The organism is Nocardia sp. NPDC050717 (assembly GCF_040654275.1).
In the GTDB taxonomy this organism is placed as follows: Bacteria; Actinomycetota; Actinomycetes; order Mycobacteriales; family Mycobacteriaceae; genus Nocardia.
In genome coordinates this window covers 69,334-94,582 of the sequence record NZ_JBFAHR010000019.1, presented here as the reverse complement: position 1 = coordinate 94,582, position 25,249 = coordinate 69,334, and the positions used below count along the sequence as shown (strand labels likewise).

21 protein-coding genes are annotated in these 25,249 nt (G+C 70.8%); 12 read left to right on the top strand and 9 right to left on the bottom strand.

What is annotated here, in order from left to right:
• Positions 1-190: 190 nt before the first annotated feature.
• Positions 191-667, bottom strand: coding sequence for a YbaK/EbsC family protein (locus tag AB0H56_RS28510; protein ID WP_357168841.1), 477 nt, complete (start codon positions 665-667; stop codon positions 191-193).
• 106 nt (positions 668-773) lie between these two features.
• Here AB0H56_RS28510 and AB0H56_RS28505 point away from each other — a divergent pair, with 106 nt between their 5' ends.
• From AB0H56_RS28505 to AB0H56_RS28485, 5 genes are all read left to right on the top strand, one after another.
• On the top strand, positions 774-1,595 hold the full coding sequence (locus AB0H56_RS28505) for a crotonase/enoyl-CoA hydratase family protein (protein WP_357168839.1): 822 nt from the start codon (positions 774-776) through the stop codon (positions 1,593-1,595).
• A gap of 91 nt (positions 1,596-1,686) precedes the next feature.
• On the top strand, positions 1,687-2,181 hold the full coding sequence (locus AB0H56_RS28500; protein ID WP_357168837.1) for a MarR family transcriptional regulator: 495 nt from the start codon (positions 1,687-1,689) through the stop codon (positions 2,179-2,181).
• Entirely contained in the window at positions 2,178-3,857 is a 1,680-nt protein-coding gene (locus tag AB0H56_RS28495) for an MDR family MFS transporter (RefSeq protein ID WP_357168835.1), read from the top strand. Before AB0H56_RS28500 ends, AB0H56_RS28495 begins: the two co-directional genes overlap by 4 nt.
• A gap of 123 nt (positions 3,858-3,980) precedes the next feature.
• Positions 3,981-4,208, top strand: a complete 228-nt coding sequence (locus AB0H56_RS28490; protein ID WP_357168833.1) for a hypothetical protein — start codon at positions 3,981-3,983, stop codon at positions 4,206-4,208.
• A 122-nt stretch (positions 4,209-4,330) separates the two neighbouring features.
• Positions 4,331-7,294 carry a BTAD domain-containing putative transcriptional regulator gene (locus AB0H56_RS28485; protein WP_357168831.1) on the top strand — a complete coding sequence of 988 codons (2,964 nt, stop codon included), beginning with the start codon at positions 4,331-4,333 and terminating at the stop codon, positions 7,292-7,294.
• 193 nt (positions 7,295-7,487) lie between these two features.
• On the opposite strand, the gene AB0H56_RS28480 is transcribed toward AB0H56_RS28485, so the two are convergent.
• Entirely contained in the window at positions 7,488-7,976 is a 489-nt protein-coding gene (locus AB0H56_RS28480; RefSeq protein ID WP_357168829.1) for an inorganic diphosphatase, read from the bottom strand.
• Between the two features lie 162 nt (positions 7,977-8,138).
• Here AB0H56_RS28480 and AB0H56_RS28475 point away from each other — a divergent pair, with 162 nt between their 5' ends.
• From AB0H56_RS28475 to hpt, 4 genes are all read left to right on the top strand, one after another.
• The gene (locus AB0H56_RS28475) at positions 8,139-9,587 is read left to right on the top strand and encodes a D-alanyl-D-alanine carboxypeptidase (RefSeq protein ID WP_357168827.1); all 1,449 of its coding nucleotides are present in this window, start codon (positions 8,139-8,141) and stop codon (positions 9,585-9,587) included.
• 12 nt (positions 9,588-9,599) lie between these two features.
• Positions 9,600-10,658, top strand: a complete 1,059-nt coding sequence (locus AB0H56_RS28470; protein ID WP_357168825.1) for a zinc-dependent metalloprotease — start codon at positions 9,600-9,602, stop codon at positions 10,656-10,658.
• Between the two features lie 252 nt (positions 10,659-10,910).
• Entirely contained in the window at positions 10,911-12,026 is a 1,116-nt protein-coding gene (tilS, locus tag AB0H56_RS28465; protein ID WP_357168823.1) for a tRNA lysidine(34) synthetase TilS, read from the top strand.
• 21 nt (positions 12,027-12,047) lie between these two features.
• The gene (gene hpt / locus AB0H56_RS28460; RefSeq protein ID WP_110041409.1) at positions 12,048-12,599 is read left to right on the top strand and encodes a hypoxanthine phosphoribosyltransferase; all 552 of its coding nucleotides are present in this window, start codon (positions 12,048-12,050) and stop codon (positions 12,597-12,599) included.
• A 110-nt stretch (positions 12,600-12,709) separates the two neighbouring features.
• On the opposite strand, the gene AB0H56_RS28455 is transcribed toward hpt, so the two are convergent.
• Entirely contained in the window at positions 12,710-13,297 is a 588-nt protein-coding gene (locus tag AB0H56_RS28455; protein ID WP_357168821.1) for a TetR/AcrR family transcriptional regulator, read from the bottom strand.
• Between the two features lie 121 nt (positions 13,298-13,418).
• Here AB0H56_RS28455 and AB0H56_RS28450 point away from each other — a divergent pair, with 121 nt between their 5' ends.
• On the top strand, positions 13,419-14,246 hold the full coding sequence (locus tag AB0H56_RS28450) for an SDR family NAD(P)-dependent oxidoreductase (RefSeq protein ID WP_357168819.1): 828 nt from the start codon (positions 13,419-13,421) through the stop codon (positions 14,244-14,246).
• A 3-nt stretch (positions 14,247-14,249) separates the two neighbouring features.
• On the opposite strand, the gene AB0H56_RS28445 is transcribed toward AB0H56_RS28450, so the two are convergent.
• Positions 14,250-16,163 carry a serine/threonine-protein kinase gene (locus AB0H56_RS28445; RefSeq protein WP_357168854.1) on the bottom strand — a complete coding sequence of 638 codons (1,914 nt, stop codon included), beginning with the start codon at positions 16,161-16,163 and terminating at the stop codon, positions 14,250-14,252.
• Positions 16,164-16,260: 97 nt separating this feature from the next.
• On the bottom strand, positions 16,261-18,573 hold the full coding sequence (locus AB0H56_RS28440) for a serine/threonine-protein kinase (protein WP_357168852.1): 2,313 nt from the start codon (positions 18,571-18,573) through the stop codon (positions 16,261-16,263).
• Between the two features lie 283 nt (positions 18,574-18,856).
• Between AB0H56_RS28440 and AB0H56_RS28435 the strand changes: the two genes are divergently transcribed.
• A complete protein-coding gene (locus AB0H56_RS28435; RefSeq protein WP_357168850.1) occupies positions 18,857-20,191 on the top strand; it encodes an amidase family protein in 1,335 nt (444 codons plus the stop codon).
• Here AB0H56_RS28435 and AB0H56_RS28430 read toward each other — a convergent pair.
• The 3 genes from AB0H56_RS28430 to AB0H56_RS28420 all read right to left on the bottom strand — a co-directional run bounded on the left by AB0H56_RS28430 (position 20,188) and on the right by AB0H56_RS28420 (position 23,343).
• Complete coding sequence (locus AB0H56_RS28430) at positions 20,188-21,084, bottom strand: LysR substrate-binding domain-containing protein (protein ID WP_232996226.1); 897 nt, start codon at positions 21,082-21,084, stop codon at positions 20,188-20,190. The two genes, AB0H56_RS28435 and AB0H56_RS28430, sit on opposite strands and share 4 nt — an antisense overlap.
• Before the next feature lie 387 nt (positions 21,085-21,471).
• On the bottom strand, positions 21,472-23,022 hold the full coding sequence (locus AB0H56_RS28425; protein ID WP_357168817.1) for an aldehyde dehydrogenase family protein: 1,551 nt from the start codon (positions 23,020-23,022) through the stop codon (positions 21,472-21,474).
• Between the two features lie 48 nt (positions 23,023-23,070).
• Positions 23,071-23,343, bottom strand: a complete 273-nt coding sequence (locus AB0H56_RS28420; RefSeq protein ID WP_110041402.1) for a DUF2277 domain-containing protein — start codon at positions 23,341-23,343, stop codon at positions 23,071-23,073.
• 62 nt (positions 23,344-23,405) lie between these two features.
• Between AB0H56_RS28420 and AB0H56_RS28415 the strand changes: the two genes are divergently transcribed.
• Positions 23,406-24,263 (top strand): DUF1266 domain-containing protein, encoded by an 858-nt coding sequence (locus AB0H56_RS28415; RefSeq protein ID WP_110041401.1) that lies wholly within the window; start codon positions 23,406-23,408, stop codon positions 24,261-24,263.
• A gap of 24 nt (positions 24,264-24,287) precedes the next feature.
• On the opposite strand, the gene AB0H56_RS28410 is transcribed toward AB0H56_RS28415, so the two are convergent.
• Complete coding sequence (locus AB0H56_RS28410) at positions 24,288-25,223, bottom strand: hypothetical protein (protein WP_357168814.1); 936 nt, start codon at positions 25,221-25,223, stop codon at positions 24,288-24,290.
• Between the last annotated feature and the right edge of the window lie 26 nt (positions 25,224-25,249).

Below are 25,249 nucleotides of genomic sequence, written 5' to 3'. Positions count from 1 at the left end.
GCCGGGTGGTTTGCACGTGGGTGGGCACCCCCCGGCGCCCGGAGCGGCGGGACGGCCGCGACCCGCCGACTGCGTCGGCGGACCCTCCTCGAGGTCGGGTCGTGGTGGTTGCTAGGGCGCGAGCGGCTGCGAACGGCCGCCGCCGTCTCGGCTGCCGAGGCTGCCTGCGCCCGTCGGCCGCCGTGACGGCTCAATCCACCTGGATCGGCAGACCCGCGGTGATGCGGACGAGTTCGCGGAAGTTGGTGCGGAACACCGTGTTCGGGTGGCCGCCCGCGGCCCAGACCTCCGTGTGTTCGGAGAGGGCGGTGTCGACCCAGGTGGGCAGGTTGGTCGGGTGGCCGACGGGGGCGGTGCCGTCGATCGGCTGGCCGGTGACCCGCTCGACGAGTTCGGCGGGGGCGGGCCGGAGGGTGCCTTCCAGGCGTTTGCCGGTGCGGACCAGGTCGACGGTGTGATGGCCGGCGACCAGGAGCAGCACCGGATCGTTGTCGAGCAGGAAGACCTGGGAGGTGGTGATCGCGGTCGGGTGGGCGCCCAGCGCGCGGGCGGCATCGGCGGCGGTGGGCGCGGGCGTCTCGGGCGAGACGATGACGCCGTGATGCCCACGGGCGATGAGCGTGTCGGCGACGCGGCATGCGACCGCCGGAAGAGACGACCTGCGCATGAATCCAGAGTAGGTGGATTGCGGGAAAGATGCCGGGGGAGTGGGAATTCGGGGTGCCGGGCAGGGCACACGCGCACAGCTGACCTCGCGCCAATAGACTCCTCGCATGACTGATTGGCAGGCCTTCACCGTCGAGATCGCCGACCACGTTGCCCAGCTCACGCTGACCGGGCCGGGCAAGGGCAATGCGATGGGACCCGACTTCTGGCGCGAGCTGCCGGAGATTTTCCGCGAGCTCGACGCCGACCCGCAGGTGCGCGCCGTCGTGCTCACCGGCGCGGGCAAGCACTTCTCCTTCGGGCTCGACCTGGCGGCCATGGGCGGCATGCTCGCGCCGGTGCTGGCCGACGACGCGAAGGCCGCGCCGCGCACCGAGTTCCTCAAGGTGGTTCGCGGCATGCAGGATTCGGTGACGGCGGTCGCCGAGTGCACCAAGCCGGTGATCGCCGCGGTCTCGGGCTGGTGCATCGGCGGCGGCCTCGACCTGATCGCGGCCGCCGACATCCGGCTCGCCAGCGCGGACGCCAAGTTCAGCCTGCGCGAGGCGAAGGTGGCGATCGTCGCCGACATCGGTTCGCTGCAGCGCCTGCCCGGCATCATCGGCGAGGGCAACCTGCGCGAGCTGGCCTTCACCGCCAAGGACATCGACGCGGCGCGGGCCGAGCGGATCGGCCTGGTCAACGAGGTTTTCGACGACCAGGAGGCCGTGGTCGCGGCCGCGCACGCGATGGCGCGCGAGATCGCCGACAACCCGCCGCTGGTCGTGCAGGGCATCAAGGACGTGCTCGAGCACCGCACGGCCCCCGCGGTGGCCGACGGCCTGCGCTACGTGTCGACCTGGAACGCGGCGTTCCTGCCGTCGAAGGACCTCACCGAGGCCATCACGGCGGTGTTCCAGAAGCGCGCGCCCGAGTTCAAGGGCGAGTAAAGGCAGATCCAACGGTTGCCCCGGCAGCCGTTCTGTCTACATACTTGCATCACACAACTATTTGATTGATGCAAGTAAAGGTGAGATCAACGTGAGTGAGCACGAGCCGGCGATCGACGCGATCGCGATCCAGCTCGTCCGGCTGCACCGGCTGCGCGATCGGGCACTGGCCCAGATCAAGGACCATTCCGGCATCGACCCCGCGGGTTTCGTCGTGCTGTTCCGGCTGGTCTGTGACGGACCGATGCGCTCGGGCGCGCTCGCCGAGGCGGTCCATTCGGACGCGTCGACGGTGAGCAGGCAGGTCGCCCAGCTGGTGGAGCGGGGCCTGGTGCGCCGCACCGCCGATCCCGACGACGGCCGCGCCACGGTACTCGAGGCGACCGAAGCCGGCCGCGAGACCGCCGACCGGATCCGGGCCAGACGCCGCGAGTCGATCGCCGTCGTCACCGAGGACTGGTCGAGCGAGGATCGCGCGGCCTTCGCCGCGCTGCTCACCCGCTTCGTCGCCGACTACGACGCGGCCCGCCCTGCCCTGACCCGCTCGCCCGCGCTGAGCGCGACCACCGGGGAGGACGAGTCGTGACGACCACCGTCGATCCGGCGACCGACTCGCCCGCGGGCTTCACCCATCGCCAGATCCTGACCATCCTGTCCGGGCTGATGCTCGGCATGCTGCTGGCCTCGCTCGATCAGACGATCGTGTCGACCTCCATCCGCACCATCGCCGACGATCTGCACGGCTATTCGCTGCAGGCGTGGGCGACCACGGCCTACCTGATCACCGCCACGATCAGCACCCCGCTCTACGGCAAGCTCTCGGACATGTTCGGCCGCAAGCCGTTCTTCCTCGCCGCGATCGGGCTGTTCGTGCTCGGCTCGCTGCTGTGCTCGCTGGCCACCTCGATGTATCAGCTGGCGGCGTTCCGCGCCTTCCAGGGCCTCGGCGCCGGCGGCCTGATGTCGCTGGCGCTGGCGATCACGGGTGACATCATCAGCCCGCGCGAAAGGGCCCGCTACCAGGGCTATTTCCTCGCGGTGTTCGGGATCTCGAGCGTGCTCGGCCCGGTGCTCGGTGGTCTGCTGGCCGGGCAGGACGCCATCCTGGGCGTCACCGGCTGGCGCTGGGTGTTCCTGGTGAACGTGCCGCTGGGCCTGCTCGCGCTGGTGGTGGTGACCAGGGTGCTAAAACTGCCGCGCAATCCGCACGCCACCCACCGGATCGACTTCCTCGGCGCGGTGATCCTGGCCATCGGGCTGGTGCCGCTGCTGATCGTCGCCGAGCAGGGTCGCGAATGGGGTTGGGGCAGTACCGGATCGGTGATCTGCTACGTCGTCGGTGCGCTCGGCCTCGCCGGTTTCGTCGCGGTGGAGAAGTTCATGGGTGATGCCGCGCTGATCCCGCTGCGCATCTTCGGCAACGGCACCTTCGCGCTCGGCGTGGTGATCTCGTTCGTCGTCGGCTCGGCCATGTTCGGCGGCATGCTGTTGCTGCCGCAGTACCTGCAGGTCGTGCGGGGCGCCGGCCCCACCGAAGCGGGGTTGCAGATGCTGCCGCTGGTGCTCGGGCTGATGCTCGGTTCCATCCTGTCGGGCCGGTTGATCTCGAAAACCGGCCGCTACCGGGTGTTCCCGGTGATCGGCGCGGCGACGCTGACCGCCGGGCTGTTCCTGCTGCACCTGCTCGACGCGACGAGCCCGCTGGGCCTGGCGATGGTGTACATGGCGATCACCGGCTTCGGCCTCGGCAACCTGATGCAGCCGCTCACGCTGGCCCTGCAGAACGCGTTGCCGCCCAGGGACATGGGCGTCTCCACGGCGGCGGCGACCTTCTTCCGGCAGATCGGCGGCACCCTGGGCGCCGCGGTGTTCCTGTCGATCCTGTTCTCCCTGCTCACCCCGAACATCACCGAGCAGATGGAGAAGGCGGCGAGCGATCCCGCCTATCAGCAGGCCGTCGTCGCCGGCGCGCAGAGCGCCGACCCGGCCGACGCCGCGCTGTCGAAAGGTCTGCTGGCCCACGACACCTCGGCCGCGGGCACGGTCCTGAGCGACAGCTCGATCATCCAGCAGCTGGATCCGACCCTGGCGAAGCCGTTCCAGGTGGGCTTCGCCGACGCGATGTCGACGGTGTTCCTGGCCGCGACCGGGGTCGCGCTGCTCGCCCTGATCCTGGTGCTGTTCTGGAAGGAGGTGCCGCTGCGCATGCAGGGCGGCATCCAGGCGGCGGGTCGGCGCGAGGACACCGGGGAAGGGAGCTGAGCCGGGGTGGGGAAGGTGGTAGTGCCCATGGTGGGGTGAAAGTCCCCCTAGGGGTGGCTGTTTCGGAGCGTCCGGGTCCATAGCGTTCGTTACGTCGAAAACGAACACAGAGGAGTACCCGAAATGCGTATCAATAACACCATCGCCGCCGGACTGCTGGCCCTGGCGACCGTCGCCGGGGTGTCGACGGTCGCCGCGGGCACGGCGTCCGCCGGACCGGAGGGCACCTACTACGGCACCTACGCGACCCTCGCCGCCTGCCGGGCGGACGGCGAGTCGTCCTACACCGGCGGCTACTACTGGGAGTGCGTCGAATACTGGGACGGCTGGGACCTCTATATCTGGTACTAGTCCTCCGTGCGAAGGGGCATCCGGCGCGACGCCGGGTGCCCCTTCCCGCGTTCGGTGGGACCGGAACCTGGGCAATTGGCTAGATTGTCGGTCTGAGTTCCCCCGGAGAGAGATTTGTCCGCATGCTGAAGTTCGCCGTGCTCGGTGAGATCCGTGCCTGGCGCGGCGGGACCGAGCTCGACCTCGGCTCCCGCCAGCAGCGCGCGCTCCTGGCCGCACTGCTGCTGCGGACCGGTCGATCGGCGACCGTCGACGAACTCATCGACGACGTCTGGGGCGAGAACCCCACCGCCAGCGCCGTCGGCGCGCTGCGCAACCACATCCTGCACCTGCGCCGGGTGCTCGAACCCGAGCGGGCGGCTGGCGCGCCGCCGAGCGTGCTCGTCGCCCTCGGCGGCGGCTACGCGCTGCGGGTGCCCGCCGGCTGCGTCGACATCGAAGAGGTCGACGAACTGCTGGCCGACCTGCACACCTCCGATCCGGGTGCCGCGCGCGAGGTCGTCGACGCCGCCCTGCGACGCTGGACCGGAACACCGCTGGCGGGCCTGCCCGGTCCGTTCGCCGAACGGCAGCGTGCCCACCTCGTCGACCGGCGCCTGCTCCTGCGCGAGCAGCGCGCCGAACTGGACCTGCGGCGCGGCCGCTATGTCGAGGCGGTCGCCGAGCTCACTCCGCTGTGCGCCGAACACCCGCTGCGGGAACGGCCGCGCGGCCTGCTGATGACGGCGCTCTACCACTCCGGCAGGCAGGCCGAGGCGCTGCGCGTCTACGCCGACACCCGCCGCGACCTGGTCGACCAGCTCGGCATCGAACCGGGCCCCGAACTCGCCGAGCTGCACCGCCGCATCCTCGCCGGTGAGCTGGCCGCACCCGTGACGCCGACGCGGCCGCGGGTGACGCAGCGGGTGGCGCAACTGCCCGCCGACGTCGTCGACTTCACCGGGCGCGGCGACGTGGTCGACCTGCTCGCCGAGCGGCTCACCGCCGTCGGCACCGGCGTTCCGGTCTGCACGATCGGCGGCATGGGCGGCATCGGCAAGAGCGCGCTGGCCGTGCACGTGGCGCACAAGGTGCGTGACCGGTTCCCGGACGGACAGCTGCACGTCGACCTGCACGGCTTCGCCGCCGACCGGGCGGGCGGGGCCACCGCCGCCGACACCCTCGGCGATTTCCTGCGCGCGCTCGGCGTGCCGGAGGGCGAGCTCGCCGGTGGCGCGGCGGAGCGGGCCGCGCAGTTCCGCAGCAGGCTCGACGGCAAGCGGGTGCTCGTCGTCCTCGACAACGCCCGCTCGGTGGACCAGATCGCGCCGCTGATCCCGGGCACGGCGGGGTCGGCCGTGCTGGTCACCAGCCGGTCGGCGCTGCCGGAGCTGCCGGGCAACACCGCCGTGCGGCTGGACGTGCTCACCGACGCGGAGGCGCACAGCCTGCTGGCGGGTATCGCGGGTCCGTGCCGGATCGCCGCCGAACCGGAGGCCGTCGCCGCGGTGCTGCGCGCGTGTGGCGGGCTGCCGCTGGCTGTGCGGATCGTCGGGGCCAGGCTCGCCGCGCGCCCGGCCTGGACCGTGCACACCCTGGCCGAGCGGCTGCGCGACACCGAGCAGCGGCTCAGCGTGCTGCGCACCGGCGAACTCGCCGTGGAACTGGCTTTCCGGATCAGCTACGACCAGCTCGACGCCGGGCACGCGCGCGCCTTCCGGATGCTGGCGGTGCCCGAGGTCGGCGAGATCTGTACCGAGGGCGCGGCCGCGATCCTCGGCGTCGACGTGCTCGACGCCGAACAGGTGTGTGAGGACCTGGTCGATCTGAATCTGCTGGAGACCACCGCGCCGGGCCGCTACACCTATCACGATCTGCTGCGCCTGTTCGCCAGGGAACTGCCGGCGACCGGGCAGGCCGATCCGCCGCTCACCGCGCTGCGCAGGCTGCTCGACTTCTACCTGGCCACGGTGAAACACACGGTGGCCGTGTGCAATCCGGGCACCCGGCTGCCCGAGCACCTGCGGCCCACCACGGCGCGGGGCATCCGGTTCGCCGACGAGCACGCCGCCGGGGCCTGGCTCGTCGAGCAGCGCCACAACCTGGTCTCGCTGTATCGCCAGTGCGCTCAGACCGGCGGGCCCGTCCTGGCCCCCGCCGCCGATATCGCCTGGGCCACGGCCGAACTCATCGATGGTGGCGCGAACTGTCTGGAAGTCGCGCGGGCGCTGGAGGAACTGCTCGACGCCGCCCTGCGCACCGGCGACCGCTCGGTGGAGTGCCGGGTGCGGGTCGCCCTCGGCGCGCTGTTCGCCTATTCGCTCGGCGCGCTGCGGCAGGGACGCGACCACCAGCGGATCGCGCTGTCGCTGGATCGCGGCACCATCAGCGACGCCAGGCTCACCGCGTTCGCCGCGCAGCTGTTGTCGTCCTCGACCCGGCGCGGCACCGAAACGGCCGCCCCGCTCGCGCATTCGGCCAGGGCGATCCGGCTGGCCAGGCGGATCGGCGACCGGGCCATCGAATGCGCCTGCCTGGTGCACGAGGTGAAGACGCTCTCCGACGCGGGCGAGTACGCGGCGGCCCGCGAACGCGCGATCACGGCCAAGGCGATGGCGGCCGAGCTGGGCAATCGTTCGCTGGAGGTGATGGCGACCCACGAACTCGGCGTCACCCTGGTCTATCAGGGCGAGACGGCCGAGGGCGTGCGGCTGTGCACGGAGGCGGTCGCCTCGGCGCGGCGCGGCGGGATCGAACTGCGGCTGGGCTGGGCGCTGTCCCGGCTGGCGCACGTGCTGTTGATGGCGGGCCGGGCACCGGAGGCCGAGCCGGTGGTCGACGAGGCGATCGAGGTGCTCACCCGGGCCATCGGCCCGCTGACCAGGGCGCGGGTCCTGGTGCTGCAGGGGCTGATCAAGCAGGCGATCGGCAGGCCCGCCGCGGCCGAGGAGTCGTTCCTCGCCGCGGCGGAGGCGTTCGAGTCGATGCAGGACCCCCACCTGACCCACGAGCGCCTCGACGCCGAGCTGGAGGCTCCGGTGATGGCCCTGCTGCACGACCACCTCGCCGCGCTGCGCGCCCGCCGCGACATCATCGCGGCGTCATAGTGGCATCATCGCGGGCCCGAATCGGGTTGCGGCGGTGGCGAACATCTGTGTTCACGCGATAGATTGGGTTACGTACACCGGTATTCGCGCAGGCGAGCCGCGTCGTCGCCGGGGGGTCGGCGGCCCGGACCGGGTAACGAGAACGGGAAGCCCGAACCAGGTTCGGACTTCCCGTTTTTCGTACGAGCTCGGCTCAGTGGCCGGATTCCTTCAGCCGCGCGAAGGACTCGTCGATGATCTTCTCGGCCTCGGCGCGGTCCAGCCACTCCGAACCCTGGACGTACTTGCCCGGCTCGAGATCCTTGTACCGCTCGAAGAAGTGCTTGATCGCGGACAGCTCGAACTCCGAGACGTCGGACAGATCCTGGATGTGATCCCAGCGGGGGTCGCCCGCGGGCACGCACAGCACCTTGTCGTCGCCGCCCGCCTCGTCGGTCATCCGGTACACGCCGACCGGGCGCGCCTCGACGATCACGCCGGGGAACACCGACTCCGGCAGCAGCACCAGCGCGTCCAGCGGGTCGCCGTCCTCGCCGAGGGTGTTCTCGATGAAGCCGTAGTCGGCCGGGTAGCCCATGGAGGTGTACAGGTACCGGTCGAGCTTGACCCGGCCGCTCTCGTGATCGACCTCGTACTTGTTCCGAGAGCCCTTGGGGATCTCGATGGTGACGTCGAACTCCACGCCATCTCCTTGCTTCGAGTGCTTGTCGTAGCCGAATCGCCAGATCGTTCTGGGGAACCGTTGCGCAACGAGGATAGTGTGGTGTGCTGGTACACCGGTGCGGCAGGCGGCCAAGGCGCGCAGTCGAGCAGTGTCGGACGGCGTTGAGGGAGAGCGACGGGCGTGATCGGTCGAAGCGAGGAGAATTCGGGACCGCGCTCGCGCGGTACCCGCTGGATCTGGCTGTCCGCGGTGGTGGTGGCGTTGTTGCTGATCGCAGGGGGTTTCGCCGCGATCGCCAAGCCGTGGACCCCGGAGTTCCGGCACGGTGGGCTCACGATCGCGGACGCGCCGAGCACCGAACTGCCGGGCGCCGCGGTAGCCCCGGCCCGATCCGACGCCCCCGCGCCCACGGTGGCCGGGATCGCCGCCGCGCTCGCCCCGGTGGTCGGCAGCCCCGATCTGGGCGCGTTCGCCGGACAGGTGACCGATCCCACCAGCGGCACGGTGCTGTGGAGCCAGGATCCCGCCAAGGCGATGATCCCGTCGTCGACGGCCAAGATCATGCTGACGGCCGCCGCGCTGCTCACCCTGCCCGACGACCAGCGGGTGGCCACCAAGGTCCTCGCGGGCGCGCCGGGCGAGCTGGTGCTCGTCGCCGGAGGCGACCCGACCCTGACCAACACCACCGACGGCGGCTACTACACCGACGGGCCACGGATCGCCGATCTGGCCGCCCAGGTGAAGGCCGCGGGCAGGCAGGTCAGCGCGATCGTCGTCGACACCACCGCCTACACCGGGCCGACCCTGGCCTCGGGCTGGGACCCGATCGACATCCCCGAGGGCTCGATCACCCCGATCGAACCGATCATGCTCGACGGCGGCCGCTTCGATCACACCGCCGACTACTCGCCGCGCACCTCGACGCCCGCGCTGGACGCGGGCCGGGCACTGGCCGCCGCGCTCGGTGTCGATCCTGGCGCGGTGCGGGTCGGCCCGGCGGACCGCACGGGTGTGGAGATCGCGAAGGTGGAGTCGGCGCCGCTGCGAGTCCGCCTGCACGACATGATGATCCACTCCGACAACGTGCTCGCCGAGACCATCGGCCGCGAACTGGCCGTGGCCACCGGGCACGAGGCCTCCTTCGCCGGCGCCGTCGCGGCCACCACCGCCGCGCTGACCAGCGCCGGATTCGATGTCAGCGGACTGCATCTGGCCGACAACAGCGGCCTCTCGGTCGACGATCGGGTGCCGCCGCGGCTGCTCGACTCCATCGTGGCCACCGCGGCCGAGCCCACCGGCGCCGCCGCCGTCGTCCCGGCGGGCACCCAGGCCAGGCCCGAAACCGATCCGCGCGCAGCGGCTCTCGCGCCGCTGCTCGACGACCTGCCCGTCGCCGGTGGCACCGGCACGCTCGCGCCGCGCTTCGTCACCCAGAACCGCCAGGGCGCGGGGTGGGTGCGGGCCAAGACCGGAACTCTGAGCGTCGCCAGCGCGTTGGTCGGGTATGTGCTCGACCGTGACGGCCGGGTATTGACCTTCGCGCTCATGTCCAACGACCGGCTGCCGGAGGTCAGCAGGCCCGCCCTCGACGCGGTGGCGGGCGCCCTGCGCGACTGCGGTTGCAACTGAGAGCGGGTGGCGATGACCGAGGACATGCGCACGAACTCCGGCTTCAGCGGTGCGGTGGACTGGCGGCTGGCCGCCCGCACCGGCGCCGTGCTCGCGCCCGCCGGACCGCGCACCTCCCGCCGCAACGCCGAACAGATCGTCGCCGAACTGGCCGAGGCCTCGGTGCGGGCCGAGGGCCCGGTGCGCGAGGTGAGCGGACTGCTCGACGACCGGCCGGTGCCCGAGGCCAGGATCGTCGACCGGGCGGGCTGGATCTCGGCCGCCGCGGAGTCGATGGCCGTGCTCACCGGCACCGAGGCCACCAGCGCCACCGGCAAGCTCGTCGGTAAACCGGCGGGCGTGCAGGCCGGGACCATGCTGGCCTTCCTGTCGACCGCGATCCTCGGCCAGTACGACCCCTTCACCGGCGCGGACGGCACGCTGCTGCTGGTCGCGCCCAACATCCTGCACGTGGAGCGGGCGCTCGGCGTCGATCCGTCGGACTTCCGGCTGTGGGTCTGCTTGCACGAGGTGACCCATCGGGTGCAGTTCTCCTCGGCGCCGTGGCTGGCCGACTACATGCGCACCAATGTCGACATTCTCAGCGAGGTCGGCGAGGAACCGATGAGCGAGCTCCTCGGCCGCCTGCTCACCGAGGTGAAGGCCCGGCGCACCGGTGAGAACGCCGACGACCCCAACAGTCGCGGCGTCGTCGGCCTGCTGCGTGCCGCGCAAGCGCCGCCGCAGCGCGAGGCGCTCGACCGGCTGCTGATGCTGGGCACCCTGCTCGAAGGGCACGCCGATCACGTGATGGACGCCGTCGGCCCCGCCGTGGTGCCCACGGTCGCCGACATCCGCGCGGCCTTCGACCAGCGCAGGAAGAAGCCGACCAACCCCATCCAGCGGCTGCTGCGCGCGCTGCTCGGCGTGGACGCGAAGGTCGCGCAGTACGTGCGCGGCAAGAAGTTCGTCGACGCGGTGGTCGAGCGGGTGGGCGTCACGGAGTTCAACACGGTGTGGACGAACGCGGAGACGCTGCCGCGCCTGGACGAGGTGGACCATCCGGAACGCTGGATCGCCCGGGTGCTGTAGCCGGGACCGTGGCGAGCACCGTGTCGGTGGGACCTGAGCCGACGTCCGCCGGTCGCATCGAAACAGCGCCGCGGACCCTGTGTGTGGCGCGCAAAAGCCGCTCGGGCGCTGCCGCCGTCTTCGTGATGGATCTCGGTAACCTGCTCACATGAGGATGCCGGTGTGCGCGACCGTGGCGGCGCTTCGTCGCTGGGGTTCGCCCCGCGGCGGCGGGAACCCGGATGTCGCCGATCCGGCGACAGAGGTCGGTCGATGACGGTGCGGCTGCCGGAGACCCCCGCGGTGTTGGCTGTGCGGCGGGGGGTGCGGGAGTGGGTGGCCGCGCGGGGTGGGCGAGTGCCCGTTGTCGTCGGGCTCTCGGGTGGAGCGGACTCGCTGGCGTTGGTCGCGGCCGCTGTCGTGGAGGCGGGGGAGGTGACGGCCGTGGTGGTCGACCATCAGTTGCAGGACGGGTCGGGGGAGGTGGCCGCGGGCGCGGCCGCGCAGGCGGTGGCGCTCGGCTGTGTGGACGCGGTGGTTGTTCCGGTCGAGGTCGGGCGGAACGGGGGAGTCGAGGCGGCGGCGCGGGCGGCTCGGTACGCGGCGCTGGAATCCGCGCGGGCGGGGCGGCCCGTACTGCTCGGGCACACGCTCGACGATCAGGCCGAGACCGTGCTGCTCGGGCTGGCCCGCGGGTCGGGTGGGCGGTCGATCCAGGGGATGGCGGCGTGGAACGAGCCGTGGGGGCGGCCGTTGCTCGGTGTGCGGCGGGCGCAGACACGGCGGATGTGTGTCGACCTGGGGATCGAACCCTGGGAGGACCCGCACAATCTCGACCCGGCCTACACCCGGGTGCGGCTGCGGACGGAGGTGTTGCCGCTGCTCGAAGACGTCCTCGGCGGCGGCGTGGCGCAGGCGCTGGCCCGCACCGCCGATCAGCTGCGCGACGACGGTGAGGTGCTCGACGCGCTCACCACCGACCTCCTGCGCGCCGCGAAAGCCGGCCGCACGGAGACCGAAGGCGGGCGCGATTCCGGTGCGGGCGGACCGGTCGAGTCCGGGCGTGGCGGCCGCCCTCGCAGCGATGGGACATCGGTGACCGCCGCCGGCAGTGGCCCCGCCGACACCGATCGCCCGAGGCTCTCACTCGAGATCCTGACCACTGCGCCCGCGGCCCTGCGCCGCAGGACGATCCGGGCGTGGCTCGCCGAACAGGGGGTCAGCGGGTTGTTGAACGCCCATTTACAGGCGATCGACGAGCTGGTGAGCGACTGGCGCGGGCAGGGCGGGGTCGCCGTGGCGGGTGGGGGCAGGGACCACAGGTTGGTCGTGGCGCGCGAGCATGGCACGCTGACGGTACGCGCGCAGCCGCGTCTCGATGCCACATAACACGAAGGGACACCCACTTCCGTGTACGGAGACGACATCGCTTCGGTGCTGATCACCGAAGACCAGATCAAGGCCAAGATCGAGGAACTTGCCGAGCTGGTCGCCAAGCGGTACCCGCCGGACGCGCCCGAAGGCGATCTCCTGCTGATCGGTGTCCTCAAGGGCGCGATCTTCTTCATGACCGATTTCGCCAGGGCCCTGCCGATCCCGACGCAGCTCGAGTTCATGGCCGTGTCGTCCTACGGTTCGTCCACCTCGTCCTCCGGTGTCGTGCGCATCATGAAGGACCTGGACAAGGACATCGCCGGGCGCAATGTGCTGATCGTCGAGGACATCATCGACTCCGGCCTCACGCTGTCGTGGCTGCTGCGCAACCTGGCCACCCGCAACCCGGCCTCGCTCGAGGTGGTGACCCTGCTGCGCAAGCCCGACGCGCTGCGCACCCCCGTCGAGGTCGCGCACGTGGGCTTCGACATCCCGAACGAGTTCGTGGTCGGCTACGGCCTCGACTACGCCGAGCGCTACCGCGACCTGCCCTACATCGGCACCCTCGACCCGAAGGTCTACTCGTAATTTTGGAGCGCTGGCGCGCTCGACGGGACGGCCGCGACCGCCGCTGGCGCGGCGGACCCTCCTCGAGGTCGGGTCGTGCGGGGCTGGGTTGGGTGGTGCGTCTCGGCCGGTCAGGTGAACGCGCGCAGTACCGAGTCGACCAGGGCGTCGGCGAAGGCTTCGTCGAGCGGGCCGGAGCGCGGTAACCAGCGCTGGGTGATCGGCCCGTAGAGCAGGTCGACCATCAGATCCAGGTCGGCGTCGGCGCGGATCTGGCCGGCGTACCGCGCCTTCGCCAGCCGCCGGACCTTCGCGGCGTGCACCGGCTGTTCCAGCTGCTCGCGATACTGCGCGGCGAGCCCGGGGTCGTTGATGACCTCGGTGAGCACCGCGCGGATGGGCGCGTCGAAGGCGGGGTCGGCGAACTCCGCGACCGTGGCGCGCAGCACCGTCTTCAGGTCGGCGGCGAGGTCGCCGGTGTCCGGCAGTTCGATGGCGCCCTCGGCGTCCGCGCTCTGCGCGAGGATCGCGTCGAAGACCACCGCGCCCTTGGACGGCCACCACCGGTAGATCGTCTGCTTGCCGACGCCGGCGCGAGCGGCGATGGCCTCGATGGTCAGCTTCGCGTAGGCGACCTCGCCGACGAGTTCGCGGGTCGCGCTCAGGATCGCCGAGCGGGACCGCTCGCTGCGGCGGGTGCTGTCCGGGGTGCGTGCCATGGCCGCGAGTCTAGCCCGAATTGAAACGAGACGTTCCGTCTTGACAAGCGAACGACCGCGCGGCATCCTTGGTGACATCGAAGCGAGACGAACCGTCTCGTCGCACTCGAAGGAGACTCGCATGACCCGCGCAGCCGAAACCCGCACCTGGTTCATCACCGGCGCCTCGCGAGGGCTCGGCCGGGCCTTCACCGAGGCGGCCCTCGCGTCCGGCGACCGCGTCGTCGGTGTCGCCCGCGATGTCGCCCCGCTGGCCGATCTGGTCGCCGCCGCCGACGGCAGACTGGTCACCTTCCCGCTCGACGTCGCCGACCGCGCCGCCGTCTTCGCCGGGGTGCGCAAGGCGTTCGACACGTTCGGCCGCCTCGACGTGGTCGTCAACAACGCGGGCGGGGTGGTGCTCGGCATGCTCGAGGAACTCACCGAGCGGCAGGCCCGCGACCACCTCGACGTCAACTTCTTCGGCGCCCTGTGGGTGAGTCAGGCGGTGGTGCCGCTGCTCCGCGAGCAGGGCTCCGGCCACATCCTGCAGGTCTCCTCGATGGGCTCGGCCGGCGGCTTCGCGGCGACCGGCGTGTACGGCGCGGGCAAAGCGGCCCTCGACGCCATGACCGAGGCGCTGGCCATGGAGGTCAAGCGGTTCGGCATCGCCGTCACCATCCTGCAGCCCGGCGGCTACGAGACCGGCCTGTTCACCAGCGGACTCACCATGACCGAGCACAACCCCGCCTACGCCGAACTGCGCACCTGGCTGGAGCAGATGTGGAGCGAGTCGAAGGACGCCGACCCGGCCCTGGCCGCCGAGGTGGTCCTGCGCATCGTCGACATGCCCGAACCGCCCAAACGCGTCATCCTCGGCGACGCGGCCTTCGGCATGGTCGCCGACCTGACCGCCGCCCGCACGGCCGAACTCACGAAGTGGGAGCACCTGAGCAGGCAGGCGGGGTGAGGATCAGGTTCCGACCACGCGCAGCAATGCGCGGATGTCGGCCTCGATGAGGCGGAAGACGACATAGGAGAACACGAAACCGATCACCCCGCCCACGCAGATCGTGCGGAGCGGGGTGATCGTCGTCAACAGGTCCGGGACGGGCAGAAAGGTCGCGCTGGCGACGATGAGCAGCGGAATCGACGCCGCGACAACGAGGTAGCGACGACACCGCTCGGCCAGTGCGATCAGTGATCGACCGTCGTCGCGAAAGTCCTTGCCGTGGTGCAGAAACAGCGGATAGACGCAGCGCACCAGGTACAGCGTGATCAGGAAGAGCGGATAGGTCATGGCCACCGCGGCGCAGATCGCGGCCACCAGCAGCAGATGCACGACGATGCGCACCGGCAGCGCTCCGTCGGCCACCCCGATCGTGACGGCGTAGATCACCCCGGCGGCGACCCAGAGTGCGAACACCACCGCGACGGCCATGTGCCCGAACCGGAGACAGTCCCGGCGCGCGCGCTCCAGCGCCCCGGGTGCGCAGGCGAGGCCCGCGCGGAGCCTTCGCGGAATCGTCAACAGCCGTCGTCCCAGGTAGATCAGGGCCGCGCCACCCGCGGAGAAGAAGACCAGATTGGTGAGATCGGAGACCTCGCGTTGCGTCGCACGGGTGGCGGGGTCGAGCCGGCTGTGGATCAGCGCGGTGTTCAGCTCACGCTGGTAGTAGGCGGCCAGCACATTCGGGACAGCGATCGACAGCGCCAGGATCAGAAACAGATACGGCCGCAACCGCATTCGCCAGCTGCTCGTCGGGGGATCGGTGAGCCCGCGGGCGTGCTCGTCAAGGCACAGTTCGAACTGCATCGCCAGCGCGCCACCGTCGGCCCAGCGGTCCGCACGATCGAAGGCCAGGCAGGTCAGCAGGACTCGCAACAGCGCAGGCGGGCAGTCGGCGGGCACTCGGTCCAACGCTTCCCGCGGTACACCCGCGGTACGGAGGCGCAGTGCCGTTCCCAGGGCGAAGGCACCGACGGCATCGGGCTGAGCGGCGGTGGCGTGCGGGAGCGCCGTCGCGGTGACGGTGGATGGACCGCCGGCGAGAAACGCGGACCGCGCGACGGCGTCGATGGCGATCGTGTCGTCGAAAGGTTTGCTGCCGGTAAGTAATTCCCACAGCAGCACGCCGAGGGAGTAGATATCGGCGCGCGTGTCCAGGTCGGCCGCGGATCGGGGACAGGCGGGGTGCGCGGCTTCGAGCTGTTCGGGTGCCATGTAGGTCAGCGACCCGCCGAAATAGGCGGCCGGGCAGCTGTCGGCGACGGCGCGGTTGTAGCTGATGTTGAAGTCGGCGAGCTTGGGCACGCCCTCCGCGGTGAGCAGGACATTGGCGGGTTTCACATCGCGGTGCAGCACGCCTTTTCCCGCGGCGTAGCCGAGCGCCGCCGCCAGCTTGCTGCCCAGCCAGGCGACGGTCTCCGGCCAGCTCAACCCCGCGATCTCGGCGCGTACGGCCGAATCGGTCGGCCGGATCTCCCCTTTCTCGGTCATCGCGGAGTCGACCGCGTCGAGCAGCAACCGGCCGCTCCGTTCGGCGGGCGGCGTGGCGCGCACCCAGCGCAGGACACCCAGCAGGGTGCCGCCGGGCAGGAACTGCATGTACAGCAGCCGCAGATCCGGGGAATCGGCGACGGGCGAGTCGAGGGTGTCCTGATCGAACACCCGCACGATGTAGTCGTGGTCGAGCTGGGCCAGGGTTTGCGGCTCGTCGCCGCTGTCCGCGGAGATCTTCACCGCCACCAACCGCTGCATCGACCGCTGCCGGGCCAGGAACACCCGTGCGAACGAACCCGCTCCCAGTTCGGTGAGCAGCTCGAAATCACCGATCCGGCCGCCGACCTCGATGCGGTCGAGTCCACGGCGATCGGTCGGGTGCATGTCCGCGGTGCGGTCGAGTGCGGGCCTGGTCGCTTCGGTGGTACTCGTCGGGCTCACGGACGGGGGTACGGGGCGGACGCGCCCGTGGTTCATCCGATCAGCTGACAACTCGCTCGAGCGCGGCGAGGTCGGCCTCCAGGGCGCGGAACAGCAGGTAGGAGCCGATGAAGGCGACGATGCCGCCGACACAGAGCACCCGGACGGCGACGATCACCTGCGGGATGTCGCCCGGCGGCAGGAACGTGACGCCCGCGACCGCGAGCAGCGGCACCGAGGCCGCGATGGCCAGGTACCAGGTGCAGCGCCTGGTCAGCGCGCGCAGCCAGACGCCGTCGTCGACGCTGATCTCGCCGTGCCGCAGGAAGATCGGATAGATGCAGCGCACCAGATAGAACGTGACGAGGAAGAACGGGTAGGCCACCGCGATCGCGCCACACACCAGCAGCGACGCGAGGAAGTGGACGACGGCGCGGCTGGGCACATCACCGGACGACAGCCGCAGGGCGATCGGGAAGGTGATCCCGGAGATCGCCCACAGCGAGAACGCCACGATGACGAACTGGTCGCCGAGCCGCAGGGTGTCGTGTCTGGTCCGGCGCAGCGTCGCCGGGTCGTAGCGTTTCCCGTGCCGCATGCCGCGCGGCACCGACAGCACGAACCGGGCCAGATACAGCAGCACGACGGTGCCCAGCGGGAAGAACACCAGGTTCACCCCGGCGGTGATCACCACGAACGACTGCTGCGCGGTCTCGCTGAGCCTGCTCACCACCAGCGTCTGGTTGTGCACGATGTTGTACCAGGAGGCCAGCGCGTTCGGCACGCCGACGGCGAGCACCATCACCAGCAGCGGCACCCGGCGCATCCGGAACTGCCAGCTCCGCGGCGGTGGGTCGACGAGGTTGCGGGCGCGCTCGTCCAGGCACAGGTCGAACTGCTTGGCCAGGACGGCGCCGTCGGGCCAGCGCCGGTCCCGATCGGGTTCAAGGCAGGTCAGCAGGACGCGGCGCAGGGCGGCGGGGCAGTCGGGCGGCAGCCGGTCGAGCGCGGCGGTCTCGACGCCGCCGGTGCGCCGCTCCAGCATCGCCTCGAGGGTGGTCTCGTCGCCGCTGCCCGCGGCCGCGGCGGTGCTGTCGTCGAACGGTTTCGCGCCGGTGAGCAGCTCCCACAGGACGACGCCGAGGGAGTAGATGTCGGAGCGGGTGTCCAGGTCGGCGGCCGAACGTGCCAGGCCGGGATGGCACGCCTCCAGCTGCTCGGGCGACATGTACGACAGCGAGCCGCCGAAATACGACACCGGACTGGTGCCCTCGATCTCCCGGCTGAAGCTGATGTTGAAGTCGGCCAGCTTCGGCACGCCCTCGGCGGTGAGCAGGACGTTCGCGGGCTTCACGTCGCGGTGCAGCACGCCGTGCGCGGCGGCGTAGTCCAACGCCTCGGCCAGGCGCCTGCCCAGCCAGGCGACGGTCTCCGGCCAGGTCAGCTCGGCCAGCTCGGCGCGCACGCTCGAGTCGGTCGGCCGGATCTCGCCCTTCTCCTCCATGGCCGCGTCGACCGCGTCGAGCAGCAGTTTGCCGCTGCGTTCGGCGGGCGGTGTCGCGCGGACCCAGCGCAGCAGGCCGAGCAGGGTGCCGCCGGGCAGGAACTGCATGTACAGCAGCCGCAGCCTGCGCTTGTCCGAGGGCGCGGCGCCGGTGTCGAGCAGCCGCTGATCGAAGACGCGCACGATGTAGTCGTGGTCGAGCTGGGCCAGGGTCTGCGGTTCGGTGCCGCGATCGGCGGAGATCTTGACCGCGACCAGCCGTTGCATCGAGCGCTGCCTGGCCAGGAAGACCCGGGCGAACGCGCCGGTGCCGAGCCCGGTCAGCAATTCGAAATCGTCGATGCGCTGGCCGATTTCGATGCGGTCCAGCGGCGCGAACACACCCGGCGAGGAGTCGGCGGCGGTCGCCACCGACGTCGCTGTCGCGGTGAGATCGAGCTCGGGCGTGGTCACCTCAGTAGTACGAGTCACCTCGGCCGGATGGTTCACGGTGGGGTCGGCGCGGTGCGTGCTCTGCTCGAGTTCGTCGGTGTTGAGCAGCCCGCGCAGGCTCGACGCCTGATCCGGGTATTCGCGCAGGCACTCGCGGGGGTCGACGCGCTCACCGCTGTGCCTGCGGATCACGAATTCCTCGAACACCAGTCCGGCGGGCAGCGACGCACGGTCGAGTTCGGGGAACTCGGCGCAGTAGGTGTCGAGGCGCTTGCGGACGATGTCGGCGCCGGCGTGGTGCAGCCAGCGATTGCGCAGGTCGACGCGGATCAGCTCGTGCAGCGCCTGCCTGCGCAGGGTGCGCGCGTCGGGGAGGAATTCGGCGATCTCGGGCGGCCGCTCGGCCGAACCCCACGCCTCGGCGAACGCCTCGACCATGTCGGCGCGCACATTCGTCGTCCGACCGTCGGACTGGTCGCCGTTTCCGGTGTTGTCGCTCATGCCCGCACCTCGCTGGCGCTCGCCTCCGGCATGACCGGTTCGCGCCACACCGTCACCATCGGCCCCCAAGCCCTCTCCGAATGATAACTTGCGCATTCACGGCAGATCACCCGAATCTCGAGACCATGCGACGGGGGCGAATCCGCAGATGCACGAAGACCTCACAGCGGTAGCATGGGAGTCCGTCGACGACGACGGCGTGACAGACGCTGAGGTGACGATGGGTGCCCAGGCCTATCCCATCGGCGGCCCGGCGGCGGCGCTGGCCGCCCGGGTACGCGCGGGCACGATCACGCCTGTCGACGTGGTGACCGAGGCCTTGACGCGCATCGCGTCGGAGAATCGAAAAATCAACGCGTTCACCGTCGTCCGCGCCGAGCAGGCGCGCGCCGAGGCGCTGGAACTTGCCGCGCGCGACGACCTGGACGAGCTGCCGCTGGCCGGGGTTCCGATCGCGGTGAAGCAGAACATCGGGGTGGCGGGGGTGCCCACTCGGACGGGTTCCGCGGCGACCGCCACCGATGCGGTGACCGCCGATCATCCGGTGGTGGCGCGGCTGCGGGCCGCGGGCGCGATCGTCGTCGGGGTGACGGCGATGCCCGAGCTGGGCCTGTGGGCCACCACCGACGAGGACGGCACCGTCACCCGCAATCCGCGCGATGTCGGGCGGTCGGCCGGTGGCTCCTCCGGCGGCGCGGCGGCGGCGGTGGCCGCGGGGCTGGTGCCGATCGCGCACGGCAACGACGGGCTCGGCTCGATCCGGGTGCCCGCGGCGGCGTGCGGTGTCTTCGGGATCAAGCCGGGCAGGCAGGTGGTGCCCGCCGGGATCGGCGCCGACTCGTGGGCGGGCATGGCCGAGAACGGCGTGCTCGCGACGACCGTCTCCGACGCGGCGCTGGCCCTGTCGGTGCTGGCCGAACGCTCCGACCTGGCCGAGCTACGCGCACCGCACCGACTACGCATCGGACTGGCCGTGGCTCCGCCGTCGCGGCTGGTCCGGATGGATCGGCACTGGACGGCGGCCGCGCGCACCGCGGGCGCGCGGGCGGCGGCGGCCGGGCACCTGGTGGAACCGATCGACCTGCCTTACGGTGACTCGGCGCTCGCCATGCTGCTGCGCTGGCCGAGCGTCGGGTTGGCCGACGCCGAGCGACTACCGAATCCCGACCTGCTGCAACGCCGGACCAGGCGGCACCTGGCCGTGGGCCGGGTGATCCGCAGGCTGCGCCTGGTCCGGCCGGGGCAGGTCGACCGGATCGAAGCGGGCATGGTCGACTTCTTCGAGAACTTCGACGTGGTGATCACTCCGACGCTCGCCGCGCCGCCACCGAAAGCCAAGCGCTGGAGCACCCGCGGCTGGGCCGCGAACGTCCTCGCCTCGGCGCGCTACGCGCCCTTCACCGGCGTCTGGAACCTGCTGGGCTGGCCCGCCGCCTCGGTGCCGATGGGCACCCATCCCGAGGCGCACACCCCACTGGCGGCGCAACTCGCCGGCCCGCCGGGAAGCGAGGCCACCTTGCTCGGCCTCGCCGCCCAACTGGAGCTGACGAACTAGACCGCGATGGCCTGCGGCTGCTGCTGCGGCTCGGAGAACCCGCCGTCGACGGCGCGACCGGCGAATTCCAGGATGGTCGGGCGGGTGTCGTCGGCCCGCCACGCGACCGCGAGCTCACACGGGGTGAGGCCGGTGACCGGACGCGCGGTCAGGCCGGGCCAGCGGTACATCGGCACGTTGTTCTCGGCGAGCAGGCAGACACCGAGGCCGAGGCTCACGGCCTCGAGCTTGTCCTCGGGGGTCGCCGCCTCGGCGCCGATCTTGGCGGCGCGGCCGCCGCGGGCGTCGTTGCCGAGCCAGAAGTCGCGCACCGCGCCGGCCTCGGTGGGCAGGGCGATGAACGGCTCGTCGAGCAGGTCGGCGAAGTCGATCGCCTCCTGCTCGGCCAGGGCGTGGTTCTCCGGCAGCAGCACCCAGCGCGGCTCGGTGCGCAGCACCTGCCAGCGGTAGCGGTTGGGGTCGGGCAGCGGCAGCCACACCAGGGCCAGGTCGGCCTGGCGGCCCGCCAGGCCGCTGGACGGGTCGTTCCAGGAGGCGGCGTGCAGGGCGAGGCGGTGGCCGCTGGCGCTCTCCAGGTCGTTGAGCAGACCGCGGCCGAGCGCGGACTGGATTCCCACGCGCAGCACCTCACCGGCCTCCTGCAGGGAGACGTTGGTGACCTCCCAGAGTTCCAGGATCTTGCGTGCGCCTTCGAGCAGTTCCTTACCGGCGACGGTGAGGGCGACACTGCGCTGGTTGCGGTCGAACAGGACCACGTCGAGCTGGCGTTCGAGCTGGCGGATCTGGCGTGACAGCGTCGGCTGAGCGATGTGCAACCGCTGAGCGGCGTTGGTGAAATGCAGTTCCTCAGCGACGGCGACGAAATACCGCAGATCGCGCAAATGCGGGTCCATAGCACCTTGCTATCAGAATCGGTCGGGAAATTCCAGCCAAAACGGGCAAGGAAGTTCGCGGAAGTGGATCAAAACAGTCACCAGGTTGGTATCGGACAGCATATGGCCTGGCATGTAGCACTGCATCATTGAGGCGTCATTGTTGTGCGATGCCCGAGGATCGGTCGGCGTCGCGCGCGGGGCTGGGCGTTTGACCAGCAAGAATGCGGCCGGACTCACAGGAATCGGCGGCGCGGAGCGGGTGCTCCGGGGCCGGGTCCGCGCGGCAAAACGTACCGCTGACCACTGTTCTCGCCGCCATCAAGATCAATGAGTGACTTTGGTCACAAAGAGGTTTTGCGGCTGGGAATCCGGCCGCGACGAGCGATCGCCGCGGCCGGATCGCGACTACCGCTCCTTCTTCAGCCGCAACACCGCGGGCAGGTCGATGCGGCGTATACCGCGCGCGCCCGCCGCCCGCATCGCCGCCACCGCGACGACCAGCTTGTTCATGTCGTACGGGTACCAGAACAATTCCTTGCTCATGGTCGGCAGCTTCGGCTTGGTCATCGCCTGCGCGCGGCAGTACTTGCGCAGACCGGCCGCGCCGCCCCAGCGCGCGCCCACACCGGAGAGACCCCAGCCGCCCATCGGCATCGCCGGGTTGAACAGGTTGGCGAACACGTCGTTGATGTTCACCGCGCCCACGTTCAGCTGCCTGGCCACCCGCTCGCCACGCGCCTTGTCGCCGGTCCACACCGAGGCCGACAGGCCGTAGATCGAGTCGTTGGCCAGCCGGACCGCCTCGGCCTCGTCGGCCACCTTCATCACCGGCAGGGTCGGCCCGAAGGTCTCCTCGGCGACACAGGACATCGAATGGTCCACGTCGACCAGCACGGTCGGTTCGAAGAACGTGCCGACCCCCGTGCGCTTGCCGCCCGTGGTGACCCGTGCGCCCGCGGCGACGGCCTCGTCGACGTGGCGCTGCACGATCCGCACCTGGTTCTCGTTGGCCAGCGCGCCAACGTCGTGCTTCGACGCGCGGCCGTCGGCGCCTTGGCGCAGGGCCGCGACGGCATCGGTGAGCTTGGCGACGAACTCGTCGTAGACCGGCGCCTCCACGTAGACGCGCTCCACCGAGATGCACACCTGACCGGCGTTGAACATGCCGCCGAAGGCGATGCCGTGCGCGGCGCGGTCGATGTCGGCGTCGGCCAGTACGATCGCCGGGTCCTTGCCGCCCAGCTCGAGGCTGTAGGGCACCATGCGCTCCGCGCAGGCGGCGGCGATCCGGCGACCGGTGGCGGTCGATCCGGTGAACTGGATGTAGTCGGCGTTCTCGACGACGGCGGCACCGGTCTCACCCGCGCCCGTGACCACCTTGAACACCGGCGGAGCGCCGATCTCGGCCCAGCCGCGCGCCAGCTCCACCGCCGACAGCGGCGTCACCTCCGAGGGCTTGAGGATCACCGCGGCGCCCGCGGCCAGCGCGGGGAACACGTCGATCGCCGGCATCGCCAGCGGGAAGTTCCATGGGGTGATCACACCGACCACCGGATACGGGCGGTAGGCGACGGTCAGCGACTTCACCCTGGCCAGCGGGCTGTGCGGGGACGGGTGCTCGTCGGCGAGGAACTTGCCCGCACGGCGCGCGTAGTAGCCGAGCAGGTCGACCGCGAAGGCCGGATCGATGAGCGCGTCGACGCGCGGCTTGGCCGTCTCGGACTGCAGCACCTCGGCGAGCCGCTCGGTGTTGTCGATGAGCCAGTCCTGCATCTTCAGCAGCCAGCGCTTGCGGCCCTCGGGACCGATCGCCTCCCATTCCGGCTGGTACAGGCGCAATTCGCGAACCGCCGCCGCGACCTCCTCTGGCGCGACGATCGGGACGGTGCCGGTGCGCTCACCGGTCGCCGGATTGCGTACTTCGATCACGGCCGCGGTCTGGTCGAGTTCAGTCACTGGAGTGCTCCCACTGCGTTGTGTGCTTCAGTTCACTTCACTAAAGCACTATCCCGCTTCCTGTGCCGCGGCGTCTCTGGCCGCGATCCGGCGCAGCGGCGGCTCGGTGGGCGGCGGCACCCGGCGATCGGGAAGTTCGGCGAGCAGTGTGGTCGTCGCCGCGGCGATGGCGGCTACGGCCTTGTCGACGGCGGGCTTGGTGGTGCTGCTCAGCCCGGAGATGCCGCCGACTTTGCGAACATATTGCAAGGCGGCAGCGTAGATCTCCTGCTCGGTGGCGGCAGGCTCCAGACCACGCAAGACGGTGATATTTCTACACATGTCAGAACCATAGACCTGTGTGACAGGTCACGCGAGGCATCCGCGGCACTAGACTCGGCCCCATGCCTGCCAGGGGAGTACCAGCGCTGACCACCTTTCCGTATCCGGAACTAGACGAGCGCGAGGAAGACCACTGGTCCGGCGCCGGTGTGAGCGACGACGAACTGCGCGCGCTGGCGCTCGGCGCCTTCTACTCCACGCGCTGGGACGCCTTCCACGACGCGATGCTGCTCGGCCCCGAACGCGAGCATCCCCTCGGCGACCGCCGTGAACTGGCCATCGACACGCTCACCGGCGCCTGGGGCATCACCGACGGCACCGAGGCGCGCGCGTCGATGGAACAGCTGCTCGAGGGCATGCACGCCCCGCTCTACGCGCTGGTGCACCCGCTGGTGATGGCCTCCATCAACGCCAGCGAACGCGACCGCTTCGGCGAACGCGCCGACCGGCACCGCGCCTTCCTGCGTCAGGTCGGTTCGTTTCGGGGGATGGACAACCCGGAGGCACTGGTCCGCGACTACGACATCTGGGCGCAGGCCATCAAGATCGGGTTCACCGAGCACCTGGCCCGTCCGCTGCCCAACGACATCCACGCCTGGGACCTCGCCCGCGTCGTCGCCGTCGCGCGGATGGCGTTCACCGCCGGCTACCTCGAGGCCGATGTGGCCTGGGAGTACGTCATGCGCGCGCTCCCGCCCGCCCAGCGCCGCTACCGCAACTGGCGCCAGTTCGGCGACGCCTACCTGGCCGGCTGGACCTACTGGCAGGCCACCGAGGACCTGGCCGAACTGAAGAACGGCGGCGTCGACCGCCGGATGGAACTGCTACGCCTGTGGACCCGCCCCACCAGCCCGTGGCGCCGCATCGAGCTCAACGAGCCGGAGCAGAAGACGGAGACCGAGGTGACCGAACCGAACTGACCGCAGTCCGGTTCGGCCCGGTCGCTACAGGCTGCGCAGGATGCCGCGGCCGTAGCGCTGGAACTGGGTGTCGTCGACCATCCCGAGCGAGTGGCGTTCCACCAGCAGCTCCCACTCCGCGTAGAGCTGGGACACGCCCGGGTCGGCCGGGCCCGCCGCACCGTCGGCGGCCTGCCTGCGCACCGCGAAGTTGACCGCGCAGGTCACCCGCTCGGTGTCGGCCCGGTCGACGCCGGCGAAGTGCAGCGTGCGATTGCCGTCGCTGACGTCCATGCCCGAGCCGCCGCCGTGCCTGGTGTCGATCTCGCCGGGGGCGGAGCGTGCGCCTTCGACGGTGCGCGCGCCGAGAATGGCCGGCACGGGCAGTTCGTGCGCGTAGCGCTCGCCGCCGATGGCGATGAACAGCAGGCGCGTCGTCGTCGCGGCCAGCAGACCGGTGCCGTTGCCCGCCGGGGGCGCCGCCACGGCGATCGCGGTCTCCAGCACGTACTCGTCCGGGGTGACGTACCTGTTCAGCGCGTTGACGGCGGCGCGCGACTCCCGGCGCGGCGCCATCCTGCGCACCGCGCGCTCGACATCGGCCCTGGTCGGCCCCGACTTGCCCCACTCCGGCGGGGGCGGGGTGAGATCGGGCGCGGCCACGTCGATGCGCTTGGTCGCCATGATCTGGTCGTTGATCCGGTCGACGATGCCCAGTGCGGCGGGCACGTCGTGCTCGGCGATGAGGACCGGCAGCGGGGTGCGGTCGGCGGGCACGCCGGTGAGCACCGGGGTGGGATACCGCAGGTAGATCTCGATCACCACCGCGTCGTCGGCGCGGCGGTTCAGCCGCACCTTGAGCAGGTCGGCGATGGGAACATCGAGTACCCGCTCGCCGTCGGTACCAGGGCGGAGAACGGTGAGCCGTCCGCGTCCGTGGCGCAGAATCGCTGTGGGTGTGCGTAGCTCGACGATGTCCATACCCCCTGCGCTGTAGTTGTGTCGTC